Annotated in this window: 22 protein-coding genes; 9 read left to right on the top strand and 13 right to left on the bottom strand. The window is 68.3% G+C overall.

The annotated features are described in order from the left end of the window. Positions 1 to 44 precede the first annotated feature (44 nt). From NF616_RS07460 to NF616_RS07450, 3 genes are all read right to left on the bottom strand, one after another. Entirely contained in the window at positions 45 to 2,432 is a 2,388-nt protein-coding gene (locus NF616_RS07460; RefSeq protein WP_252272612.1) for a TonB-dependent receptor, read from the bottom strand. Positions 2,433 to 2,563: 131 nt separating this feature from the next. After that, positions 2,564 to 3,490: a FecR family protein gene (locus tag NF616_RS07455; RefSeq protein WP_252272611.1), complete on the bottom strand. Its 927-nt coding sequence runs from the start codon at positions 3,488 to 3,490 to the stop codon at positions 2,564 to 2,566. Then, positions 3,487 to 3,993 carry an RNA polymerase sigma factor gene (locus NF616_RS07450; protein WP_252272610.1) on the bottom strand — a complete coding sequence of 169 codons (507 nt, stop codon included), beginning with the start codon at positions 3,991 to 3,993 and terminating at the stop codon, positions 3,487 to 3,489. The genes NF616_RS07455 and NF616_RS07450 overlap by 4 nt, the downstream gene beginning before the upstream one ends. A gap of 167 nt (positions 3,994 to 4,160) precedes the next feature. Here NF616_RS07450 and NF616_RS07445 point away from each other — a divergent pair, with 167 nt between their 5' ends. Genes NF616_RS07445 through NF616_RS07435 form a run of 3 tightly spaced genes read left to right on the top strand, consistent with a single transcriptional unit; the run spans position 4,161 to position 6,724 of the window. Further along, positions 4,161 to 5,600: a cytochrome ubiquinol oxidase subunit I gene (locus NF616_RS07445; protein WP_252272609.1), complete on the top strand. Its 1,440-nt coding sequence runs from the start codon at positions 4,161 to 4,163 to the stop codon at positions 5,598 to 5,600. Further along, positions 5,597 to 6,601 (top strand): cytochrome d ubiquinol oxidase subunit II, encoded by a 1,005-nt coding sequence (cydB, locus tag NF616_RS07440; protein ID WP_252272608.1) that lies wholly within the window; start codon positions 5,597 to 5,599, stop codon positions 6,599 to 6,601. Before NF616_RS07445 ends, cydB begins: the two co-directional genes overlap by 4 nt. Beyond that, a complete protein-coding gene (locus tag NF616_RS07435) occupies positions 6,602 to 6,724 on the top strand; it encodes a DUF2474 domain-containing protein (RefSeq protein ID WP_252272607.1) in 123 nt (40 codons plus the stop codon). 158 nt (positions 6,725 to 6,882) lie between these two features. On the opposite strand, the gene NF616_RS07430 is transcribed toward NF616_RS07435, so the two are convergent. Then, positions 6,883 to 7,221, bottom strand: a complete 339-nt coding sequence (locus NF616_RS07430) for a DUF3703 domain-containing protein (RefSeq protein ID WP_252272606.1) — start codon at positions 7,219 to 7,221, stop codon at positions 6,883 to 6,885. Further along, the gene (locus NF616_RS07425; RefSeq protein ID WP_252272605.1) at positions 7,211 to 7,843 is read right to left on the bottom strand and encodes a cation efflux transmembrane domain-containing protein; all 633 of its coding nucleotides are present in this window, start codon (positions 7,841 to 7,843) and stop codon (positions 7,211 to 7,213) included. Before NF616_RS07425 ends, NF616_RS07430 begins: the two co-directional genes overlap by 11 nt. A 61-nt stretch (positions 7,844 to 7,904) precedes the next feature. On the opposite strand from NF616_RS07425, the gene NF616_RS07420 reads away from it, so the two are divergent. After that, a complete protein-coding gene (locus NF616_RS07420) occupies positions 7,905 to 8,330 on the top strand; it encodes a MerR family DNA-binding protein (protein WP_252272604.1) in 426 nt (141 codons plus the stop codon). Positions 8,331 to 8,388: 58 nt separating this feature from the next. On the opposite strand, the gene NF616_RS07415 is transcribed toward NF616_RS07420, so the two are convergent. From NF616_RS07415 to NF616_RS07405, 3 genes are all read right to left on the bottom strand, one after another. Then, entirely contained in the window at positions 8,389 to 9,693 is a 1,305-nt protein-coding gene (locus NF616_RS07415; RefSeq protein WP_252272603.1) for a choice-of-anchor Q domain-containing protein, read from the bottom strand. A gap of 368 nt (positions 9,694 to 10,061) precedes the next feature. After that, positions 10,062 to 10,571 carry a SecDF P1 head subdomain-containing protein gene (locus tag NF616_RS07410; protein ID WP_252272602.1) on the bottom strand — a complete coding sequence of 170 codons (510 nt, stop codon included), beginning with the start codon at positions 10,569 to 10,571 and terminating at the stop codon, positions 10,062 to 10,064. Continuing rightward, positions 10,568 to 11,125 (bottom strand): DJ-1 family glyoxalase III, encoded by a 558-nt coding sequence (locus NF616_RS07405; RefSeq protein WP_252272601.1) that lies wholly within the window; start codon positions 11,123 to 11,125, stop codon positions 10,568 to 10,570. The genes NF616_RS07410 and NF616_RS07405 overlap by 4 nt, the downstream gene beginning before the upstream one ends. A 194-nt stretch (positions 11,126 to 11,319) precedes the next feature. Here NF616_RS07405 and NF616_RS07400 point away from each other — a divergent pair, with 194 nt between their 5' ends. Beyond that, positions 11,320 to 12,618 carry an NCS2 family permease gene (locus NF616_RS07400; protein ID WP_252272600.1) on the top strand — a complete coding sequence of 433 codons (1,299 nt, stop codon included), beginning with the start codon at positions 11,320 to 11,322 and terminating at the stop codon, positions 12,616 to 12,618. Next, positions 12,615 to 13,700: a tRNA (uridine(54)-C5)-methyltransferase TrmA gene (gene trmA, locus NF616_RS07395; protein WP_252272599.1), complete on the top strand. Its 1,086-nt coding sequence runs from the start codon at positions 12,615 to 12,617 to the stop codon at positions 13,698 to 13,700. Before NF616_RS07400 ends, trmA begins: the two co-directional genes overlap by 4 nt. Before the next feature lie 8 nt (positions 13,701 to 13,708). On the opposite strand, the gene NF616_RS07390 is transcribed toward trmA, so the two are convergent. From NF616_RS07390 to NF616_RS07375, 4 genes are all read right to left on the bottom strand, one after another. Further along, a complete protein-coding gene (locus tag NF616_RS07390; RefSeq protein WP_252272598.1) occupies positions 13,709 to 14,155 on the bottom strand; it encodes a hypothetical protein in 447 nt (148 codons plus the stop codon). Positions 14,156 to 14,294: 139 nt separating this feature from the next. Then, entirely contained in the window at positions 14,295 to 15,740 is a 1,446-nt protein-coding gene (locus NF616_RS07385) for an AdeC/AdeK/OprM family multidrug efflux complex outer membrane factor (RefSeq protein ID WP_252272597.1), read from the bottom strand. Then, a complete protein-coding gene (locus NF616_RS07380; protein ID WP_252272596.1) occupies positions 15,737 to 18,874 on the bottom strand; it encodes an efflux RND transporter permease subunit in 3,138 nt (1,045 codons plus the stop codon). The genes NF616_RS07385 and NF616_RS07380 overlap by 4 nt, the downstream gene beginning before the upstream one ends. A 9-nt stretch (positions 18,875 to 18,883) precedes the next feature. Then, positions 18,884 to 20,014, bottom strand: a complete 1,131-nt coding sequence (locus tag NF616_RS07375) for an efflux RND transporter periplasmic adaptor subunit (protein WP_252272595.1) — start codon at positions 20,012 to 20,014, stop codon at positions 18,884 to 18,886. A 167-nt stretch (positions 20,015 to 20,181) separates the two neighbouring features. On the opposite strand from NF616_RS07375, the gene NF616_RS07370 reads away from it, so the two are divergent. Next, complete coding sequence (locus tag NF616_RS07370) at positions 20,182 to 20,817, top strand: TetR family transcriptional regulator (RefSeq protein WP_252272594.1); 636 nt, start codon at positions 20,182 to 20,184, stop codon at positions 20,815 to 20,817. On the opposite strand, the gene NF616_RS07365 is transcribed toward NF616_RS07370, so the two are convergent. Continuing rightward, the gene (locus tag NF616_RS07365; protein ID WP_252272593.1) at positions 20,803 to 21,192 is read right to left on the bottom strand and encodes a DUF4345 family protein; all 390 of its coding nucleotides are present in this window, start codon (positions 21,190 to 21,192) and stop codon (positions 20,803 to 20,805) included. The two genes, NF616_RS07370 and NF616_RS07365, sit on opposite strands and share 15 nt — an antisense overlap. 126 nt (positions 21,193 to 21,318) lie before the next feature. Between NF616_RS07365 and NF616_RS07360 the strand changes: the two genes are divergently transcribed. Both NF616_RS07360 and ypfJ read left to right on the top strand, forming a co-directional pair. Continuing rightward, a complete protein-coding gene (locus NF616_RS07360) occupies positions 21,319 to 21,750 on the top strand; it encodes a DUF411 domain-containing protein (RefSeq protein ID WP_252272592.1) in 432 nt (143 codons plus the stop codon). 68 nt (positions 21,751 to 21,818) lie between these two features. Further along, entirely contained in the window at positions 21,819 to 22,688 is an 870-nt protein-coding gene (ypfJ, locus tag NF616_RS07355; RefSeq protein WP_252272591.1) for a KPN_02809 family neutral zinc metallopeptidase, read from the top strand. Positions 22,689 to 22,691: the final 3 nt, after the last annotated feature.

The raw sequence follows: 22,691 nt of genomic DNA, 5'->3' as shown, positions 1-22,691 counted from the left end.
ATGCAAAGGGCGCCAGCGGCGTCCTTTTTCGTATCGGCCCGCGATCAGAAATCGACGGTGGCGGACACCTTGAGGGTGCGCGGCGCGCCCTGGGTCAGGTAGCCACCGTTGGCCGAGGCCCAGTAGTCCTCGTCGGCGACGTTTTCCAGCATGGCGTTGAAGGTCAGCGCGCGGCCTTCCAGCTGCGTCCGGTAGCGGGCGCCGAGGTCGACGCGGGTCCAGGCGGGGATGCTGTATTCGTTGGCGCTGTCGACGTACTGGCCGCCGGTGCGCAGCAGCAGGCCGTTGAGGCTCAGGCCGGGCACGCCGGGTACGTCCCAGTCGGCGCCCAGGTTGAACTGGAACTGCGGCACGCCCACCGCCTGGTTGCCGTCGTCGCGGCCGCCGGCAGTGCCACGCAGCTCGGCCTCGGTCCAGGTCGCGCCGCTCAGCAGGCGCAGGCCGTCCAGCGGCTCGCCGAACAGGCTCAGCTCCACGCCGCGGTTGCGCTGCTCGGCGTCCACCCGGTAGTAGCCGTCGCCGCCGAGCACGCCCTGCGGCTGCTCGATGCGGAACAGGCTGAGGCTGCCGCCGAAGGTGCCCCAGTCGAGCTTGGTGCCCACCTCGATCTGCTTGGAGCGGTAGGGCGCGAACATCTCGCCGTTGTTGAGCGCCGCGGATGGGGCGGTCGGGCCCTGCTGCAGGGACTCGACGCGGTTGGCGTAGAACGACAGGTACTCGGTGGGCTTGACCACCAGACCGTAGGCTGGCGTGGTGATGCTCTCCTGGTAGTTGGCGGTGCGCACGCCGCTGGCCGCGCTCCAGGCGTCGGCACCGATGGACTGGCGGCGCACGCCGAGGGTCAGCAGCACCCGGTCATCGAGAAAGCCCAGGGTGTCGGACAGCGCCAGGCTGCGGTTCTGCACCTTGGCGGTGGTGTCCGGGTCGTGGATGTCGCCAGCGATGCTGGTGGCCGGCGGTTCGGCGACGGGCTGGCCCTCGTACAGGTTGCCGAAGCCGCGGCTGCCCGCCGCGGTGGATTCGAAGGCGTTGCGCTTCTCCTGCCAGATGCCGTTGGCCGCCAGGTTGATGCGGTGGCTGACCGGCCCGGTCGCCAGTTCGCCGCGCAGGCCGGTGACGGCGCTCAGCGTCTCCTGGTCCAGCGGCGAATAGAGGCGGCCGATCCGCGCATCGCCATTGGCGCCGTACACGTAGTTGGAGGCGTAGATGCCGTTCTCCCGGGTGTACTTGCCGCCGGCGGTCAGGTAGGCGGTCCAGGACGGCGACAGGTCGTACTCGGCGCTGACCATGCCGTAGGTGTCCTCGAGCTGCGACCAGCTCCACGGCTGCGCGTAGTTGTGGTCCGAATCCGGCGCCGACGGCGTCTTGCCGTTGAGGGTGGCGGTGGTGAGGTAGACCACCGAGCGCCCCTGGTTGACCCGCTGCTTCTGGTAGCCGAGGTCGGCGGCCAGGCGCAGCCGGTCGCCGCGGTAGTCCAGGCCGAGGGTGGCCAGGCTGAAGCGCGAGTGCTCGTCGTCCACCGCGGTCTCGCCCTCGCGCTGGGCCAGGTTCACCCGCGCGCCGAAGCGGTTGTCCTCGCCGAAGCGCTGGCCCAGGTCGAGGTGCCCGCCCACCCGGCTGTCGCTGGCGTAATCCAGGGTGGCGCTGCGCGTGGGGGTGTCCTCGGCACGCTTGGAGACCACGTTGATCGCGCCGCCGACCCCGCTGCCGGACGGCGACACGCCGTTGACGAAGGCGTTGGCACCCTTGAACACCTCGACCCGCTCGACCGATTCGGTGGAGATGATCTGCCGCGGCAGCACGCCGTACAGGCCGTTGAAGGCGATGTCGTCGCTGAACAGCTGGAAGCCGCGCACCACGAACACCTGGGAGAAGTTGCCGAAGCCGAACGACTGGCGCACGCCCGGGTCGCTGGCCAGCACCTCGGCCAGAGTCTGCGCCTGGCGGGTCTCGATCAAATCGGAGGTGTAGCTGGAGAAGGCGAAGGGCACGTCCTGCATGTCCTGGTTGCCCAGCACGCCGATATTGGCGCCGCGGGCGGTCTGCCCGCCGGCGTACTCGGCCGGCAGGTCGGCGCGGCCGTCGGCGAGCCCGCTGATGGTGGTCGAACCCAGCTCCAGGGCGCCCTGCTCGGGCAGCGGCACCAGGGTGACGGTGCCGTCGGCGCCGGTCTGGAAGGTCAAACCGCTGCCCTCCAGCAGGCGCTGCAGGCCGTCGGCCACCGAATAATCACCTTGAAGCGCTGGCGCCACGCCGCTGCCGCGGGTCAGGCCGGCGTCGTAGAGCAGGCGCACGTCGGCCTGCTCGGCGAAATCGGTAAGCGCCGCATCGAGGCGCTGGGCCGGCACGTCGAGCTCGACGGCCTGGGCGTTGGCGGCGGCGATGGCCAGGGGGAGAACGGCTAGCGCCGCGAGGAAGGGGGTCGACCGCATGCTGATGTCCTTGGCTGTTTCATGCGAAGAAGTCGCATTTGCAGCACAGAAGACGAAAGCGCCGCGGCGTTCTGAACCGGCACCGCGAAAATATTTTCGCGGTGCCGATCAGGCCTCTGGTGACGCGTGTTTCAGCCGCGCGAGGCGACCAGGATCAGCCCCGGCAGGCGGACCAGGCGCACCGGCAGGGTGCTTTCGACGGCGCGCAGCACCGCCTGCGGATCGTCGAGGGCGAACACGCCGGTCACCTGCAGGGCGCGCGCCGCGTCGTCGACGAACAGCACACGCGCGCCCTGGCTGCGCTCCAGCTCGGCGAACACCTGGGCCAGCGGCCGGTCGCGGAACACCAGCTTGCCGCGTTGCCAGGCCAGTCGCTGGCGGGCGTCCAGCACCTGCGGTGCCTGCAGCTCGCCGCCGCGCCACTGCACCTGCTGGCCGGCCACCACCGGCAGCGGCTCGCGGCCCTCGCTGGAGGCCAGCACCCGCCCTCCACTCACCGCCAGGTCGGCGCCCTCGGGGTCCAGGCGTACATCGAAACGGGTGCCGGTGACGCGGATATGCGCCTCGCCGGCGCTGACCGTGAAGGGCCGCCGTGGGTCGTGAGCCACCTGGAAATCCGCCTCGCCGCGGTACAGCCGGATTTCGCGGCGACCGTCGACGAACTGCCAGTCCAGCGCCGAATCGCCGTTGAGGGTGAGCAGCGAGCCGTCCTCCAGGCGCAGCTCGCGCACCTCGCCCGGTCCGGTGCTGATGTCGGCATACAGGCCGACCCAGGTGCCGCGCGGCAGCCACAACGCGAGCAGCACCGCCGCCGCGCTGGCCAGCGGGACCGCCCAGCGCAGCGGTCGCCGCACCACCCGCACCGATGGCGGCTGCGCCGGGCGCTCGATCTGCCCGAGCAGCGCCCATAGCCCCTCCACCTCGCGCAACGCCCGGTCGTGCTCGGGCGCGGCACGGCGCCAGGCGTCCGCGGCGGCGCGGTCGGCCTCGGTGGCGCGCCCGGAATGCAGGAGCACCTGCCATTCGCGGGCCTGGGCGAGAAGCGCGGGGTGGGTCACGAAGAAGAATCCATCTGCTGCTGACAGTGTTCGAGGGCCTTGAGGATATAGCGTCCGGCCATGCTTTCCGAGACACCCAGGCGCTGGCCGATCTCGCGCTGGGTCATGCCATCCAAGCGATTCCACAGCAACGCCTGGCGCAAGTGCGGCGGCAGGGCCTGGACCACGCGCTGCAGCTGCTCGAGGCGTTCGGCGTCGCTGGCGGCGCGCTCGGGGCCGGGCTGGGTGCTGACCAGCTCGGGGGAAATCTCTTCCTCGACCGGCCGCGCCTCCTGCTGGCGATGGTGGTCGATGATCAGGTTGCGGGCGATGCGGTAGAGGAAGGCGCGCAGGTTGCCGATCTCCTCGCCCGACTCGCGCCGGCGAAAGCGCAGCCAGGTTTCCTGGCGCAGGTCGGCCGCCAGTTCCGCACACTTGACCCGCCGCGTGAGGAAACGCAGCAGTTCGGCGGAATGGCTCTCGAACTGACCGTCGGCAGAGCGGGGATCGGAAGGCGAGGACAAGGTGGCGGCGCGGGCTGGCGGGAAAGCCGCGAAAATATATCAACTGATAATGACTTTCAATTGCCACCAGACCTGCGACATTCTGCCCGATGCGACAATCCGCCAGCTACGAGCGCAGCGGCGGAGAGCGGAATATTGACCCAGATCAATTTCCGGAGTGGCCTCTCATGTTCGGCCTGGATGCATTGGAACTGGCGCGAATCCAGTTCGCCTTCACCGTCTCCTTCCACATCGTCTTCCCCGCTATCAGCATCGGCCTGGCCAGCTACCTGGCGGTGCTCGAGGGCCTGTGGCTGAAGACCGACAAGGAGGTCTATTACGACCTCTACCGTTTCTGGCTGCAGATCTTCGCCGTGACCTTCGGCATGGGCGTGGTCTCCGGCGTGGTGATGAGCTACCAGTTCGGCACCAACTGGAGCCAGCTGTCCACGGCGGCCGGCAGCATCATGGGTCCGCTGCTGACCTACGAGGTGCTCACGGCGTTCTTCCTCGAGGCGGGCTTCCTGGGGATCATGCTGTTCGGCCTGAACAAGGTCGGCCGCGGTCTGCACTTCTTCGCCACCCTGATGGTGGCCATCGGCACGCTGATCTCGACCTTCTGGATCCTCTCCTCGAACAGCTGGATGCACACGCCGCAGGGCTTCAGCCTGGTGGACGGGGTGTTCACCCCGGATTCCTGGTGGGACATCGTGTTCAACCCGTCCTTCCCCTATCGCCTGGCGCACATGGCGGTGGCGGCCTTCCTCAGCACCGCCTTCGTGGTCGGCGGCACCGCGGCCTGGCACCTGCTCAAGGGCAAGCGCGACCCGGCCACCCGCATGATGTTCTCCATGGCCCTGTGGATGGCGCTGATCGTCGCGCCGATCCAGGCGCTGATCGGCGACTTCCACGGCCTCAACACCCTCAAGTACCAGCCGGCCAAGGTGGCGGCGATGGAGGGCCACTGGGAGACCGAGAAGGGCGTGCCGCTGCTGCTGTTCGGCATCCCCGACATGCAGGAAGAGACTACCCACTACGCCATCGGCATCCCGCGCCTGGCCAGCCTGATCCTCACCCATGACCTCGATGGCGAGATCAAGGGCCTCAAGGAGTGGGCGCCGCAGGACCGGCCGAATGCGCTGATCGTGTTCTGGAGCTTCCGCGTGATGGTCGGCCTGGGCCTGCTGATGATCCTCTGCGGCGTGCTCGGCCTGTGGCTGCGGCGCGGCGGCAAGGTCTACGAGGCCAAGGGCTTCCAGCGCCTGATGCTGCTGATGGGGCCGAGCGGCATCATCGCCCTGCTGGCCGGCTGGGTGACCACCGAAGTGGGCCGCCAGCCCTGGGTGATCTACGGCCTGCTGCGTACCTCGGACGCGGTCTCCAACCACAGCGCCACGCAGATGGGCGTTTCGCTGACGATCTTCGTGGTGGTGTACTTTGCCGTGTTCGGCGTCGGCATCACCTACCTGCTGCGCATGATGCGCAAGGGCCCGGTGCTGGGCCTGCTCACCGCCCAGATCGCCGAACAGGGCGGCCCGGGCCACAGCCGCACGCCGGCGCGGCCGCTGTCGGCCGCCGCCGAGAGCGTGGACGGCGAAGTCGACGTCGAACAGGAGAAGCGCCCGTGACCCTCGACCTTCCGCTGATCTGGGCCGGGGTGATCGCCTTCGGCATCTTCATGTACGTGGTGATGGACGGCTTCGATCTGGGCATCGGCATCCTCTACCCGTTCTTCCGCGACAAGGACGAGCGCGACGCCATGATGAACACCGTGGCGCCGATCTGGGACGGCAACGAGACCTGGCTGGTGCTCGGCGGCGCCGGCCTGTTCGCCGCCTTCCCGCTGGCCTATTCGGTGGTGCTGACGGCGCTGTACCTGCCGCTGGTGATCATGCTGATCGCGCTGATCTTCCGCGGCGTCGCCTTCGAGTTCCGCTTCAAGGCCAAGCGCACCCGCTATGTGTGGGACGCCGCGTTCATCGGCGGCTCGATCGTCGCGACCTTCGCCCAGGGCGTGGTGCTGGGCGCCTTCATCGAGGGCCTGAAGGTGGAGAACCGCCAGTTCGTCGGCGGCGCCTTCGACTGGCTGGCGCCCTTCCCGCTGTTCTGCGGCGCCGGCCTGGTGGCCGGCTACGCCATGCTCGGCTGCGCCTGGTTGCTGATGAAGACCGAGGGCAAGCTGCGCCACAAGATGTACAAGCTGATGCTGCCGCTGACCTGCGTGCTGCTGCTGTTCATCGCCGCCGTGAGCATCTGGACGCCGCTGGCCCACCCGGCCATCGCCGAGCGCTGGTTCACCCTGCCCAACCTGTTCTACTTCATCCCGGTGCCGACCCTGGTGGCCGTGACCGTGCTCGGCATCGTCCGCGCCGTGCAGCTGAAGATCGACTGGCAGCCGTTCGTCCTCACCCTGGCGCTGATCGCCCTCTCCTACACGGGCCTGGCCATCAGCCTGTGGCCGAACATCATCCCGCCGTCGGTGAGCATCTGGGAGGCCTCGGCGCCGGCCAGCAGCCAGGCCTTCGCCCTGGTCGGCGTGGTGTTCATGGTGCCGATCATCCTGATCTACACCGCCTACAGCTACTGGGTGTTCCGCGGCAAGGTGGTCGTCGGCGAGGGGTACCACTAGATGAATCAGAGCAAACCACCACTGGCCCGGCGCCTGGCCTGGTTCGCCGCCCTCTGGCTGGGCGGCGTGCTGGCCGTGGGCATCCTCGCCTACGCCATCAAATGGGGCATGGGCTTGGCCTGAACGCTCACGCGGTCCCCATCCGCACTACCGGGCGGCCCCGCCAAATCGGCGGCCTAGCCTCGTAGGGTGGCCTCGCCCTACAGTAGGGTGGCCTCGCCCGCACAGCGGGCAGCCCACCAACGAGCCCTCAGCGGTGCACTGCCTCCGGCGAGGGCACCCTACTCATCCAGCAACCGCCTCAACTCGTCGCCGACCGGCATCGGCCTGAACGCGCTCACCCGCGCCCGCCCGCTGTTACCCAGCGGCACCCAGAGTCGCGAAAACAGCAGCGCGGCAAAGATGCGCGGCACTTGCCCCACCACCTCACGCCAATCGCGCAGCTGCCAACCGGCACGCAGCATCAGCCAGTGCGAACGGGCATGGCGCAGCGGCATACGCTGGCCGAGGATATGCGCCCGTTCCAGCCAGATCAGCGCGGCGGCGGGCTCGCCCTGTTCGAGCGCCCTTTCGGCCTCGACAAAGGCCTGGCGCAACGCGACCTCCAGCTCAGTGCGCATGGCCGTGGCCGTCCTTCAGCTCGCCATCGGCCTGGCGCAGCACCTGCACGGCGGCGGTGATCGCCAGTGCGGCCATGATGCTGGCGACGATCAGGTCCGGCCAGGCGCTGCCGGTACCGAACACGCCCAGCGCCGCGCCCAGCACGGCGAGGTTGCCGACGGCATCGTTGCGCGTACATAACCAGACGCTGCGCATGTTGCTGTCGCCCTCGCGGTAGGCGTAGAGCAGCACCGCCACGCCAACATTCGCGGCCAGCGCCAGGGCACCGATCACGCCCATGGTCGGCGCGCTCGGCACCTCGCCCTGCCACCAGTGCCAGAGCGCCGCGCCCAGCACGCCGATACCGAACAGCAGCATGCTGGCAGCCTTGAACTGCGCCGCGCGGGCGCGCCAGCTCAGGGCCATGCCCAGCACCCACAGGCTGATGGCGTAGTTGGCGGCATCACCCATGAAGTCCAGCGAGTCGGCCAGCAGCGAGACCGAGCCGGCCTTGAGGCCCGCGCCGATCTCCACCGCGAACATGGCCAGATTGACCGCCAGCGCGGTCCACAGGATGCGCCGGTAGCGCCGCGAGCGCAGCGCGGCTTCGGGCGAGTCGTGATTGCAGCAGTGAGCACCCATTTGGCATCTCCTCTGTCAGGGTGCAGACTACGCTAAACCCTGTAGTCACTACGGAGTCAACATGGGCAAGGCCATCACCATCGGCGTGCTCGCCCGCGACAGCGGCGTGAATCTGGAAACCATCCGTTTCTACGAGCGCAGCGGCCTGCTGCCGCCACCCCAGCGCAGCGCGTCCGGCTATCGCCACTATCAGGAGGTAGATGTCAGAAGGCTGCGCTTTATCCGTCGCGGGCGTGAACTCGGCTTCAGCCTGGACGAGATCCGCAGCCTGCTCGACCTTGCCGCGCACCCGGAAAGCCCCTGCGCCAGCGCCGACCAGATGGTCAGCGAGCACCTCGACACCATCGCCGCGCGCATCCGCGATCTGCAGAACATGCAGGCCGAGCTGAGCAAGCTGACCGGCTGCCAGAGCGACCACGCCGAACACTGCCGGCTGCTGGAAGCGCTGGACGACCGGGAGTGCTGCGGCGCCGCCACGAAGCGTTAACCGAGCGCGGCAGCCGGGCAGTCCCTACCTCGGCGGAGGTGCAATGAGCGGCCCGGGCTCAGTGCCTGGCCCGCTCGTAGGCCCCCACATCGCAGACGGCGGCACCATCGCCATCGCCGTCGCGCGGACGGGTAACCGCACGCTGATCGGCGGACGCACAGCTGCCGACCCCGACATCGATGGCCGGGCTGCCGCGCCGCAGCGCGTGAGTCCAGGTCGCGCCGCCATTGTTGGCCAGCGGGTAGAGCACCTTGCTCCAGGTCAGCGCATCGTCCGTGGGCATGTCGCTGATGCAGTTCCCCTGGTCGGTGCCCAGCAGCAGTCCTCGCGCGAGGTACCCGCCGCCGTTGGAGCAGTTGGCCGGCATGCCCTCGAGACGATTACCGGCAACCAGACTGTTGCGCAGCACCAGTTGGCCGACGTTGCTCAGGGCCAGGCCTTCGTTGCCGGCGAGGGTGACGTTGACCAGCCGCGCCTGGGCCTGGGCATCCTCGGGATAACCGCTGATGCCGTTGGCCAGCACTCCGTTGGTGTCGGTACCGACGTTGCCGCTAAGGGTGCTGTTGGTCAGGATCAGCACGCCGCTCAGGCGGTTGGCGATGGCTGCGCCGCCGCCGTTATCGAGCGAGAGGCCCGCGGCATTGCCCACGAAGGTGCTCCGTGCGACATCCGCATGGCCTTCGTTGTACAGCGCACCGCCCTGCGCGAGATCGGTGTCGTTGTAGTCGGTGGCGACATTGTCGCGAAAGGTGGTATCGCGGACCTGCACAATCCCCTGATTGAAGATCGCCCCGCCAAGGCCGAAGAAGCCCTCTTCGCCGATGGACTGATTGCGCTCAAACAGGGCCTGGCTGATGGTGAGGGTGCCGTAATTGGCAATCGCCCCGCCCTGGCCCTCGATGCCGGCGCTGGAGCGGTTGTCGACAAAACTGACCTGCTGCACCCGCGCCCGACCATGGTTGCGCAGGGCACCACCCTGGGTATCGGAAAGGCCGTCGCGCAGCGTGAGCCGGCGCAGGCTCAACGAGGCACCCTCGACCACCTCGATCAGCCTGTCTCCGGTGAGCGGCTCGCCGGTGCTGCGGATGATGGTTTCGGCCTGGCCGGCGCCGATGATCGTCAGCTCACCGCGGACATCCAGGTCACCGCGCCAGCACTCGTTCTCATCGGGATCGGGGTCGGTTTCCTGATTCCAGATCGGGTCGCTCAGGGTCAGGGTGTAAGTCCCGGCACGCAGCATGATGCGCGTGGGCCCGGGCGTATGGTTGGCGCGATAGATGGCCTCGCGCAGCGAGCAGTCGCTGACACAGGCGGGATCGAAGCGATCCGCCGTTCGGCTCACGGAGATGACGTTCTCTGCCATGACCCATGGCGAACACAGAGCAAGGAGAAGCGTGGCACCCGCGAATCTTGACGCGAACATACGAAACCGCCTCTGAGACATGCAGCCTTGTGGAAGACAACGCGGTGCCGGTAAGGCCGGACATCGATGCAACCCGGGCTTGCCCGCGAACGCAGGTTAGATCACCCGCCCGCCACCGCAGGCGGCAGGCTGACCACCGGTAAGCCTGATCGGAAGCGGCAGGAAGCTCCTGCTCGCTGCCATCCGGTTCTCCGAGGAGTCAGCCGTCCGTTGCCCGGCCCGCAGAAGCCAGACAGACCACAGACTCGTAGGAACGAAGGGCGTTCAGGTGAAATGTCGGCACCGCGCCGGTGCCAGGTGCACCGGCCTCACTGACGCCAGTCGCCCACCAGCTGTTCGGCTTCCTCCAGGGTGTCGAACCCGGCCAGTGCCACCCGCCCGTCCAGCACCGGTTCCTGGATGATCGGCGCCAGGCGCAGCTCGCCATCTATCAGAATGGCCAATGGTTGGCCCAGGTAGGCACGGGTCAGGGCGGCCAGCGTGGTTCGCCCCTGGTCGGTCAATGTCAGGATCACCGCCGGCTCGCCATCCGGTGTCATGGCCATCTCCGCCTGTCGCACGTCCGCCTCGGTCAGCACGGGCTGCGGCGTCACCCACAGGCGCACGCCGCTGTGCCGGTCGGTCATCACCTGCAGGCCGTCGAGGGCGGCGGTACGGGCCGGATGGATGCCCAGCCGGTGTTCGGCGGGCGGCAGACGCGTCTCGCTGGCGCAGCCGGCCAGCAGCATCAGGGCACAGAACACTGTGGCAGCGGCCTTGGCCGCGATGCGTGCCCGCGCCCGGCCAAGGCCGCTGCTGCTGCTGCTCAGCAGCTTCACACCGGCACCAGCATGGCCTCGGCCACCGCCTTGCGCTTGCCCTTGCCGGCCAGTTGCTCGACCAGGGTCAGGGCGAACTCCAGCGCCGTCGCCGGCCCCTGGCTGGTGATGCAGTTGCCGTCCACCACCACCGGCTGGTCGACGAAGGTGCAGCCCGACAGACGATCGCTGAACGCCGGGTAGCAGGTCATGCGCCGCTGCCTGAGCACGCCGTAGGCCTGCAGTGCGAGGGCCGGGGCCGCGCAGAGAGCGGCGAACAGCTTGCCGGCGCGGGCCTGCTGGCGAACCTTGTCGGCCAGCGGTTCGTGCTCGGCCAGGTGCTGTGCGCCAGGCATGCCGCCGGGCAGCACGATGAGGTCGAAGTCCTGGGCCAGCACGTCGACCAGCATGGCATCGGCCGTCACCCGGGTGCCGCGGGCACAGGTGAACATGCGGCGGTTCTCGACACTGGCGACCACCACCTCGACCTCGGCGCGGCGCAGCACGTCGATGAGGGTTACGGTTTCGATGTCTTCCACGCCGTCGGCGACGGCGATCAGGGCGCGATGGGTCATCCGGTTCCTCCTCGAACGGAAACCGATGCTGTCCGTCCGGTCATAAATTCACCGCTCGGGGGTGAGCTGGTATAGTGCGCGGCTTTTCCGGACCCGGCCGAATCTGCGCTCGTTTCCCTTCGAGTTCGCAGGCTTTGTGCTTTGCTTTCGCAGTCCGCAGACCCTTGCCGCACCAGCCCCACGGGAGCCCCACCATGCTGGAAAAGCTGTTCCAACTCAAGGCGCACAACACCAACGTGCGCACCGAGATTCTCGCCGGTGTCACCACCTTCCTGACCATGGCCTACATCCTCTTCGTCAACCCGGCGATTCTCGGTGAGACGGGCATGGACAAGGGTGCTGTCTTCGTCGCCACCTGCCTGGCTGCGGCCATCGGCTCGGCGGTGATGGGTCTGATCGCCAACTACCCGATCGCCCTGGCGCCCGGCATGGGCCTCAACGCCTTCTTCACCTACACCGTGGTGCTGCACATGGGTTACACCTGGCAGACCGCACTGGGCGCGGTGTTCATCTCCGCCACCCTATTCTTCCTGCTGTCGATCTTCCGTATCCGCGAGTGGATCGTGAACAGCATTCCGCTGCCGCTGCGCTCGGCCATCGCCGCCGGCATCGGCCTGTTCCTGGCGCTGATCGCGCTGAAGGAAGCCGGCCTGGTGGTGGATAACCCGGCCACCCTGGTCGGCCTCGGCGACCTCACCTCCCCCGGCCCGCTGCTGGCCGTGCTCGGCTTCTTCCTGATCGTCGCCCTCGAGGCCCGCCGCGTCACCGGCGCGGTGATGATCGGCATCCTCGTCGTCACCGCCATCGCCATCGCCCTGGGCGTCACCCCGTTCGGCGGCGTGGTGTCGATGCCGCCGTCGCTGGCGCCGACCTTCCTCCAGCTGGACATCGCCGGCGCCTTCGAAGTGGGCATGATCAGCGTGATCTTCGCCTTCCTGTTCGTCGACCTGTTCGACAACACCGGCACCCTGATCGGCGTGGCCAAGCGCGCCGGCCTGATGAGCAAGGACGGCCACCTGCCGAAGATGGGCCGCGCGCTGATCGCCGACAGCACCGCGGCCATGGGCGGCTCGCTGCTCGGCACCAGCACCACCACCAGCTACATCGAGTCCGCCTCGGGCGTGGCCGCCGGCGGCCGCACCGGCCTGACCGCCATCGTGGTCGCGGTGCTGTTCCTGCTGGCGCTGTTCTTCGCCCCGCTGGCCGGCACCGTGCCCGCCTTCGCCACCGCGCCGGCGCTGCTGTTCGTCGCCGTGCTGATGACCTCCGGCCTGGCCGAGATCGACTGGGAAGACATCACCGTCGCCGCGCCGGTGGTGATCACCGCACTGGCCATGCCGCTGACCTTCTCCATCGCCAACGGCATCGCCTTCGGCTTCATCGCCTGGGTGGTGATCAAGGCGCTGGCCGGCCGCTTCAAGGAGATCAACCCGGCGCTGGTGGTGCTGGCGGCGATCTTCGTGGTCAAGTTCGCCTTCGGCGCCAACGCATGATCCAGATCGGTGACCAGGCGGCCTATGCCGCCCAGCTGGACGCCAAGGTCGCCCGCCTGCGCGAGCTGCTGGCACCCTTTGCCGCGCCCGAGCCGGCGGTGTTCGACTCGCCGCGCGAGCACTACCGCCTGCGCGCCGAGTTCCGCCTGTGGCGCGAGCAGGAAGAGCGGCACTACGCGATGTTCGCCGCCGGCGACAAGCACACGCCGATCCTGATCGACGAGTTTCCCATTGCCAGCCAGCGCATCAACGCGCTGATGCCCCAGCTGAAGGCGGCCTGGCAGGCCAGCCGGGTGTTGTCGTTCAAGCTGTTCCAGGTCGAATTCCTCACCACCCTGAGCGGCGATGCGCTGATCACCCTGTGCTACCACCGCCCGCTGGACGCCGAATGGCAGGCCGAGGCCGAGCAGCTGGCGGCCAAGCTGGGCGTCAGCCTGGTGGGCCGCTCGCGCGGCCAGCGCCTGGTAATCGGCCGCGACTACGTGCAGGAAGAAATGCAGGTGGCCAGGCGCACCTTCCGCTACCGGCAGCCGGAGGGCGCCTTCACCCAGCCCAATGGCACCGTCTGCCAGAAGATGCTGGAGTGGGCGTACGACGCCCTCGGCGAGCGCCAGGACGACCTGCTCGAGCTGTACTGCGGCAACGGCAACTTCACCCTGCCGCTGTCCACCCGCGTGCGCAAGGTGCTGGCCACCGAGATCAGCAAGACCTCGGTGAATGCCGCACTGGCCAATCTGGCCGACAACGGCATCGGCAACATCGAGCTGGTGCGCCTGAGTGCCGAGGAGCTGACCCAGGCCCTCAACGAGGTGCGCCCGTTCCGCCGCCTGGCCGGCATCGACCTGAAGGCCTACGACTTCGGCGCGGTATTCGTCGACCCGCCGCGCGCCGGCATGGACCCGGACACCTGCGAGCTGACCCGGCGCTTCGACAACATCCTGTACATCTCCTGCAACCCGGAGACCCTGGCCGCCAACATCGCCCAGCTCAACGATACGCACCGTATCGAGCGCTGCGCGCTGTTTGACCAGTTCCCCTGGACGCACCATATGGAGAGTGGGGTGCTGCTGGTGCGGCGCTAAGCGCCGCGTCAGGTCAGGAGCGGCAAGCGGAAGCCATTCAGCGACAGCACCAATGCATGTCGGTCGGCTACCACCACTTCGGCCTTGTTGTTCTCATGCATCAGGTAGTCGCGCAGGGTGAATGGCAGCTCAACCGGTACCCCGGCAATGGAAAGCTGCTCGCTGTGGATGCCGGAAAACTCGAAGCCACGCATCTCGGCAACCCCTTGCAGCAGATACACATCGTCGCTCACTGGCCGATACGAAGGCGCGTGATTACCCAGGCAGGCCAGCGACGCCGCATATGACGCCAGACTGCGGCGCTCGTGTTCGGTAATGGCGCGATGCGGTTTGCCGTGACGGCGAAGGTCCTGCAGGTTCATGCGGTGCGATAGCGCGCCGGCATAGATGCGCGACGCCTGAACCAGAAAAATGGCGACCAGCCCTACGCCGATCAGACCCAGAACGATATCCATATCGTGAGCTCCTTGTTGATGCGCGCGCATCATGCGGAGCCCAGGGCGAGCCTGCAATCTGCGTGTCTCAGGCTGTGCCCCAAACCTCAGCCATGAAAAAGCCCCGGCATGCCGGGGCTTTTTCGTTTCAGGCCGACCGTCAGTCCGCCGCTGGCGCGGTGGCCACTTGGGTCTGCTCGTGCCAGCCGCCGCCGAGGGCCTTATACAGGTTGACCTCGCTGGCCAGCTGGTTGAGGCGGTCGGTGATCAGCTGCTGCTGGGCGCCGAACAGCTGGCGCTGGGCGTCGAGCAGGGTCAGGTAGCTGTCCACGCCGGTGCGGAAGCGCCGTTCGGCGAGGCGGTAGTAGTCCTCGCTGGTGGTCACCAGGGCGCGCTGGGCGGTGAGCTGCTGCTCGTAGGTGGTGCGTGCGGCGAGGCCGTCGGCGACCTCCTGGAAGGCGACCTGGACCGCCTTCTCGTAGCTCGCCACCTGGATGTCCTTCTGCACCTCGGCGTAGTCGAGGCTGGCCTTGAGGCGCCCGGCGGTGAAGATCGGCAGGTTGATCTGCGGCTGGAGCAGCCAGGTGCCGGAGCCACCGTCGAACAGGCCGGACAGCTCGCTGCTGGCGCTGCCGGCATTGGCGGTCAGGCTGATGTTCGGGAAGAACGCCGCGCGGGCCGCGCCGATGCTGGCGTTGGCCGCGCGCAGCTCGTGCTCGGCCTGCAGCACGTCGGGGCGGCGCTGCAGCAGCTCGGACGGCAGCCCGGCCGGCACCTCGGCCAGCAGGTCGTCACCGAGCACCTCGCCCTGCGGCAGGTCATTCGGCACGCCGCCGCCCAACAGCAAGGCCAGGGCGTTGCGGTCCTGGGCTACCAGGCGCGTGTACTGCGCCAGGCTGGCCTCGGCGCTCTGCACCGCGGTGCGCGCCTGGCTCAGCGACAGCGCGTCGGCCACGCCGACGTTGAAGCTGCGCTCGGTGAGGGCGTAGCTCTTGCGGTAGGTGCCGAGGGTGTCGCGGGTCAGCTGCAGCAACTGCTCGTCGGCCTGCAGGGTCAGGTAGGCGTTGGCCACGCTGGCCACCAGGGCGATCTGCGTGCTGCGCCGCGCCTGTTCAGTGGCGAAGTATTGCTCCAGGGCCTGCTCGTTGAGGCTGCGCAGGCGGCCGAAGAAGTCGATCTCCCAGGCGCTGGTGCCGACTGTGGCGCTGTACTGGCCACTGGTGGTGGCCTCACCGGTCTGCGACAGGTCGCCCGGCAGGCGCTGGCGGGTGCCGCTGCCGCCAGCGGAAATGCTCGGGAACAGCTCGGAGCGCTGGATGCGGTGCTGGGCGCGGTAGGCCTCGACGTTCAGCGCGGCCACGCGCAGGTCGCGGTTGTTGGCCAGCGCGGCCTCGACCAGGCGCTGCAACGCCGGGTCGCGGAAGAACTCGCGCCAACCCAGGTCCGCCGCGGCGGTGGCGGTCTGCGCGGCGCCGCTGGCGCTGTAGGCATCGCCCTGGGGCCAGGCGGCGTCCACCGGCGCGGCGGGGCGCTCATAGTCGGGGATCATGGTGCAGCCGCCGAGCAGGACGCTGGCGACGGCGAGGGACAACAGGGAATGCCTCACTGCAGGGCCTCCTTCTCATGGGCCGGCTCGGCGCGCTTCTTCTCGAACAGCGAGCAGACCACCACGTAGAACAGCGGAATCCAGAAGATCGCCAGCACCAGCGCGCTGAGCATGCCGCCGATCACCCCGGTGCCGATGGCATGCTTGCTGCCGGCGCCGGCGCCACTGGCGATGGCCAGCGGCAGCACGCCGAGGATGAACGCCAGCGAGGTCATCACGATCGGGCGCAGACGCATGCGGCAGGCCTCGATGGCCGCCTCGGACAGACTCATGCCCTGCTCGTACTGGGCCTTGGCGAACTCGACGATGAGGATCGCGTTACGCGCCGACAGGCCGATGGTGGTGAGCAGGCCGACCTGGAAGAACACGTCGTTGGACAGGCCGCGCAGGCTGGTGAACAGCAGCGCGCCGATGATCCCCAGCGGCACCACCAGCATCACCGAGAAGGGGATCGACCAGCTCTCGTACAGGGCCGCCAGGCAGAGGAACACCACCAGCAGCGACAGCGCGTACAGCGCAGGCGCCTGGGCCCCGGACAGGCGTTCCTCGTAGGACAGGCCGGTCCAGGCGTAGCCCACGCCTTCCGGCAGCTGGCTGGCGATTTCCTCGACCGCGGCCATGGCATCGCCCGAGCTGTAGCCCGGTGCCGGCGCGCCGAGGATCTCCACCGCCGACACGCCGTTGTAGCGCGACAGCTTGGGCGGGCCGTAGGTCCACTCGCCGCTGGCGAAGGCGCTGAACGGCACCATCTGGCCCTGGTCGTTGCGCACGTACCACTTGTTCAGGTCTTCCGGGCTCATGCGCGATTCCGGCCGGCCCTGCAGGTACACCTTCTTCACCCGGCCGTGGTCGATGAAGTCGTTGACGTAGCTGGCGCCCCAGGCGATCGACAGGGTGCTGTTGATCTCCGCCAGCGACAGGCCGAGGGCGCGGGCGCGCTCGTCGTCGATCAGCAGCTGGTACTGCGGCTCGTCGCGCAGGCCGTTGGCCCGCACGCTGTCGAGTACGGGGTGCTCGTTGGCCAGCTGCAGGAACTTGTCGCGGGCCTGGTTGAGCACCTCGTGGCCGACGCCGGCCTGGTCCTGCAGGAACAGGTTGAAGCCGGTGGCGTTGCCCAGCTCCATCACCGCCGGCGGGGCGAAGGCGAACACCATGGCGTCGCGGAAGCTGAAGAAGTGCTGCTGCGCGCGCTGCGCCAGGGCGGCCACGCCGTTTTCCTCGCCCGGACGGTCGCCCCAGGGCTTGAGCATGATGAAGGCCATGCCCGAGCTCTGGCCGCGGCCGGCGAAGTTGAAGCCGGTGACGGTGAACACCGATTTGACCGTGCTGGCCTCGTCCTCGAGCAGGTACTGGCGCATGTCGTCGACCACCGCCTGGGTGCGCTCGGCACTGGAGCCGGCCGGGGTCTGCACCTGGGCGAACAGCACGCCCTGGTCCTCTTCCGGGAGGAACGCGGTGGGGATGCGGGTGAACATCCACACCATGATGCCGACGATCACCAGGTACAGCAGCAGGTACGGCGCCTTGCGCCGGAGCATGGCCGACACGCCGCGCTGGTAGGCGTTGCTGCCGCGGTCGAAGGTGCGATTGAACCAGCCGAAGAAGCCGCGCTTGGCCTCGTGGTGGTCGCCGTCGATGGGCTTGAGCAGCGTGGCGCACAGGGCCGGGGTGAAGATCAGCGCCACCAGCACCGACAGGGTCATGGCCGAGACGATGGTGATGGAGAACTGCTTGTAGATGACCCCGGTGGAGCCGCCGAAGAAGGCCATCGGCAGGAACACCGCGGACAGCACCAGGGCGATGCCCACCAGCGCGCCCTGGATCTGGCCCATGGACTTGCGGGTCGCCTCCTTGGGCGACAGCCCGTCCTCGCGCATCACCCGCTCGACGTTCTCCACCACCACGATGGCGTCGTCCACCAGGAGGCCGATGGCCAGGACCATGGCGAACATGGTCAGGGTGTTGATGGAGAAGCCGAAGGCCGCCAGCACGCCGAAGGTGCCGAGCAGCACCACCGGCACCGCCAGGGTGGGGATGATGGTGGCCCGGAAGTTCTGCAGGAACAGGAACATCACCAGGAACACCAGGCCGATGGCCTCGAACAGGGTGTGCACCACGCCCTCGATGGAGGCGGAGATCACCGGCGTGGTGTCGTAGGGGAACACCACTTCCATGCCATCTGGGAAGAACGGCTCGAGGTTGGCGATGGTCGCGCGCACCGCCTTGGCGGTGTCCAGCGCGTTGGCGCCGGTGGCCAGCTTGATCGCCAGGCCGGAGGCCGGCATGCCGTTGAACTGGGCGTTGATCGCGTAGTTCTCGCCACCCAACTCGACCTTGGCCACGTCACCCAGGCGCACCTGGGAGCCGTCGCGGTCAACCTTGAGCAGGATGTCGCGGAACTCTTCCGGCGTCTGCAGGCGGGTCTTGCCGATGATGGTGGCGTTGAGCTGGTTGCCCGGCGCGGCCGGCAGGCCGCCGAACTGGCCGGAGGACACCTGCACGTTCTGCGCCTGGATCGCGCTCTTCACGTCGACCGGGGTCAGCTTGAAGTTGTTCAGCTTCGCCGGATCGAGCCAGATGCGCATGGCGTACTGTGCGCCGAACACCTGGAAGTCGCCCACGCCCTTGGTCCGCGAGATCGGGTCCTGCAGGTTGGAGACGATGTAGTTGGACAGGTCCTCGCGGGTCTGGTTGCCGTTGGTCGACACCACGCCGATGACCAGCAGGAAGTTCTTCACCGCCTTGGTCACGCGGATGCCCTGCTGCTGGACCTCCTGGGGCAGCAGCGGAGTAGCCAGCTGCAGCTTGTTCTGCACCTGCACCTGGGCGATGTCGGGGTTGGTGCCCTGTTCGAAGGTGGCGGTGATGCTCATGCTGCCGTCGGAGTTGCTCTCCGAGCTGATGTAGCGCAGGCCGTCGATGCCGTTGAGCTGCTGCTCGATCACCTGCACCACGGTGTCCTGCACCGTCTGCGCCGAGGCGCCCGGGTAGGACACCTGGATGCCGACCGCGGGCGGGGCGATGCTCGGGTACTGGTTAATCGGCAGTTTGAGGACGGACAGACCGCCGGCCAGCATGATCACCAGCGCGATCACCCAGGCGAAGATCGGCCTGTCGATGAAGAACTTCGACATACGCGCTCCTTAGCGGCTCTGGGCCAGGTCTTTCGAGGCGGCGACATTGCCCGCCTCGCCCGGAATCACTTCGTCGCCCGGCTTGATGAACTGCAGGCCCTCGGTGATCAGCCGGTCGCCCGGCTTCAGGCCCTCGCTCACCAGCCAGCGATTGCCGGCGGTGCGCTCGGCGCGCAGCTTGCGCAGCTCGACCTTGTTGCCCTCGCCCACCACCAGCGCGGTGGCCTGGCCCTTGGTGTCGCGGGTCACGCCCTGCTGCGGCGCGAGAATGGCCTTACGGTCCACCGCCGAGCTGAGTTGCGCATGCACGAACATGCCCGGCAGCAGCAGGTGATCGGGGTTGGGGAACATGGCGCGCAGCACCACCGAGCCGGTGCCCTCGTCCACCGACACCTCGGTGAATTCCAGGGTGCCCGGGTGCTCGTACTCGCTGCCGTCTTCCAGCTTCAGCTGGACCTTGGCGGCGTTGTCGCCGGCCTTCTCCAGCCGGCCGCTGGCCAGGTCGCGGCGCAGGCTCAGCAGGTCGGTGATCGGCTGGGTGACGTCGACGTAGATCGGGTCGAGCTGCTGGATGGTCGCCAGGGCGTTGGCCTGGCCGTTGTTGACCAGCGCGCCCTCGGTGACGGCCGAGCGACCGACACGGCCGGCGATGGGCGCCAGCACCTTGGTGTAACGCAGATCGATGCGCGCCTTGTCCAGCGCCGCCTCCGCCGCGAGCTGGGCGGCCTTGGCCTCGTCGTAGGCCTGCTTGCTCACGGCCTGGTCGGTGACCAGGTCGGCGTAGCGCTCGGCCAGCGAACGGGTCGAGGCCAGGTTGGCCTGGGCGCTCTTGTAGTTGGCCTGATAGACGGACGCATCGATCTGGTACAGCTGCTGCCCGGCCTTGACCTCCGAGCCCTCCTCGAACAGGCGCTTCTGCAGGATGCCGTCCACCTGCGGCCGCACCTCGGCGATGCGGAAGGCGCTGGTGCGGCCCGGCAGCTCGGTGGTGAGCGTGAAGGGCTGGGCCTCGAGCGTGACCACGCCCACCTTGGGCGTCTGCGCGGGAGGCGGCGCGGCGTCGTCCTGGCACCCGGCGAGCATCAACGTGGCCAGTGCGACGGCGGAAACCATGGCTGCGAAGGCTGGCTTCTTCTGCATCTGAAACGACCTCATGTCTTGGAACGGCGCAGCCAGAGCAGGCCGCACGCGGAGGGGAAGGAAAACTGTTTAGCTGGCTAAGGAATATACTTACATACTAGAATGTTTGTAAATGCGGATTCTGACCGTACATGTAACTTTTCCCAACCTTTACACACTGCCCACTCATGGTCCGACGCACGAAAGAGGAAGCCGAAGAAACCCGCCAGCGCATACTCGACGCCGCCGAACACCTGTTCCACGAGCGCGGCGTGGCGCGCACCTCGCTGGCCGACATCGCCAGCGGCGCGGGCGTGACCCGCGGCGCCATCTACTGGCACTTCCAGAACAAGGTCGATCTGTTCCAGGCCATGCTCGAGCGCCTGCACCTGCCGCTGGAGGAGCTGGCCCAGGCCAGCGAACGCGAGGACGAGCCCAACCCGCTGGGGCAGACCCGCGAGCTGCTGGTGCGCCTGCTGCGCAACGTGGAGCTGGACGAGCAGAGCCGGCGCATCCAGGAAATCCTCGCGCACAAGTGCGAGTACACCGATGACCTCGGCGACCTGCGCCACAAGATGCAGGCGCTGCATGTGGAGTGCGACGAGCGTATCGAGAAATCGTTACGTAATGCGGTCAGCAAGGGCCAGCTGCCGGCCGACCTCGATTGCCGCCGCGCCACGCTCTGCCTGCACGGCTATATCCACGGCCTGCAGGCCAACTGGCTGTTGGCGCCGGGCGGCGACTCGCTGGCGGCGCAGGCCGAGCAGTTCGTCGATGCCCTGCTCGACATGCTGCGCTGCAGCCACGCCCTACGCCGGCGCTGAAGCGCGCCGCAGCAGCCAGAACGCCAGCGCGGCGGAGACACCCTCGAACAGCAGCGCATAGAGGTTGAAGGTCTGCTGCGCGCCGCCGTCCAGCCACAGCCCGCTCAGGCGGGCGACGCACAGAGTGGCGTAAAGCAGCACCAGCAGCATCAGCGCCGGGCGCAGCAGGTCCAGGCGCAGCAACGCCAGCAACAGCCACACCGCCAGCGCCAGCTGCAGGCCGCCGTAATAGGCGCGCACGTCGGTGACGGCGGCGGGCGTCATCAGCAGCATGCCGCTGAGGTTGGCGGTCTCCTGCGGGCGAACGAAATAGGCCAGGCCGAAGCCGGCCAGCAGCAGGATCTGGACGATCAGGAACAGGCGCACGGGCAGCATCGCGGTTCTCCTTGGCGGCACCGGGCGAGCATAGGCCGCCTGGACGCAGACGGAAACAGTCACGGCGTGTGAGGCCCGCACGGCCGGAGTATCCTCCCGCCAACCCCGTCACCCGAGGAACTCGTCATGCGCCTCATGCCTCTCGCCGCCCTCCTCTTCGCCAGCGCCGCCCAGGCCGCCGAGCCGCTCACCATGGACGTCCACCGCGACGCCAACTGTGGCTGCTGCAAGGCCTGGATCAGCCACCTGGAAGAGAACGGCATCAAGGTCAACGATCACGTCGAGACCGACATGAGCGCGATCAAGCAGCGTCTCGGCGTACCGCCGCGCCTGGCCTCGTGCCACACCGGCGTGATCGACGGCAAGTTCGTCGAGGGCCACGTGCCGGCCCGCGACATCCTCGCCCTGCAGGGCCGCCCCGACCTGCTCGGTGCCGCCGTACCGGGCATGCCGCACGGCTCGCCGGGCATGGAGACCGGGATGCAGCACGCCTACCAGGTGATCGGCCTGGACAAGTATGGCCAGGAGAGCGTGCTGGCCGACTATCCGGCCGAGTGACGCTGCGCTGGCGCACCGCGCGCCCGGCGACGACACTGTCAGCTCCGGAAGACTGAAGGAGCGCGGCCATGCGCTGGGAACGCGGTAGACGCAGCGATAACGTGGTGGACGCCCGCGGCCGCGGTGGCATGCGCCTCGGCGGCGGCAGGGGCCTGGGCCTCGGCGGCATCGCCGTGGTGGTGGTGATCGGCCTGCTGATGGGCCAGGACCCGCTGACCATCCTCGGCAACGTGCTCAACCAGGGCGTGCAGCAGGGCGCGCCGGTGCAGGAACAACAGGCGCCGGCGGCCAACGACCCGCAGAGCGAATTCGTCCGCGCCGTGCTCGGCGACACCGAGGACACCTGGCGCGCCCTCTTCCAGGCCGCCGGCAAGCAATACCAGGACCCGAAACTCATCCTCTTCAGCGGCGGCGTGAATTCGGCCTGCGGCTTCGCCGACGCCGCCGTCGGCCCCTTCTACTGCCCCGGTGATCGCCAGGTCTATCTCGACCTCTCGTTCTTCCGCGAGATGGAGACACGCTTCTCCGCCGCCGGCGACTTCGCCCAGGCCTATGTGATCGCCCATGAGGTCGGCCACCACGTGCAGACCCTGCTCGGCGTCTCGGCCAAGGTCAACGCGGCGCGCCAGCGCGGCGAGCGGGTGGAGGGCGACAACGGTCTGCTGGTGCGTCAGGAACTGCAGGCCGACTGCCTGGCCGGGGTCTGGGCGCACCACGCCCAGCAACGCCTGAACTGGCTGGAGCCGGGCGATCTGGAGGAGGCGCTGAACGCCGCCAATGCCATCGGCGACGATCGCCTGCAAAAGCAGTCGCGCGGCACCGTGATGCCGGACTCCTTCACCCATGGCACCTCGGCGCAGCGCGTGCGCTGGTTCAAGGCCGGCTTCGACAGCGGTCAGCCGGGGCGCTGCGATACCTTCCAGGCGAAGGCGCTGTAGCCG

It is taken from the genome of Pseudomonas subflava, assembly GCF_023823685.1.
GTDB lineage: Bacteria > Pseudomonadota > Gammaproteobacteria > Pseudomonadales > Pseudomonadaceae > Aquipseudomonas > Aquipseudomonas subflava.
The sequence above is the reverse complement of the archived record's forward strand: the minus strand, read 5'-3'. Positions and strand labels throughout refer to the sequence as shown.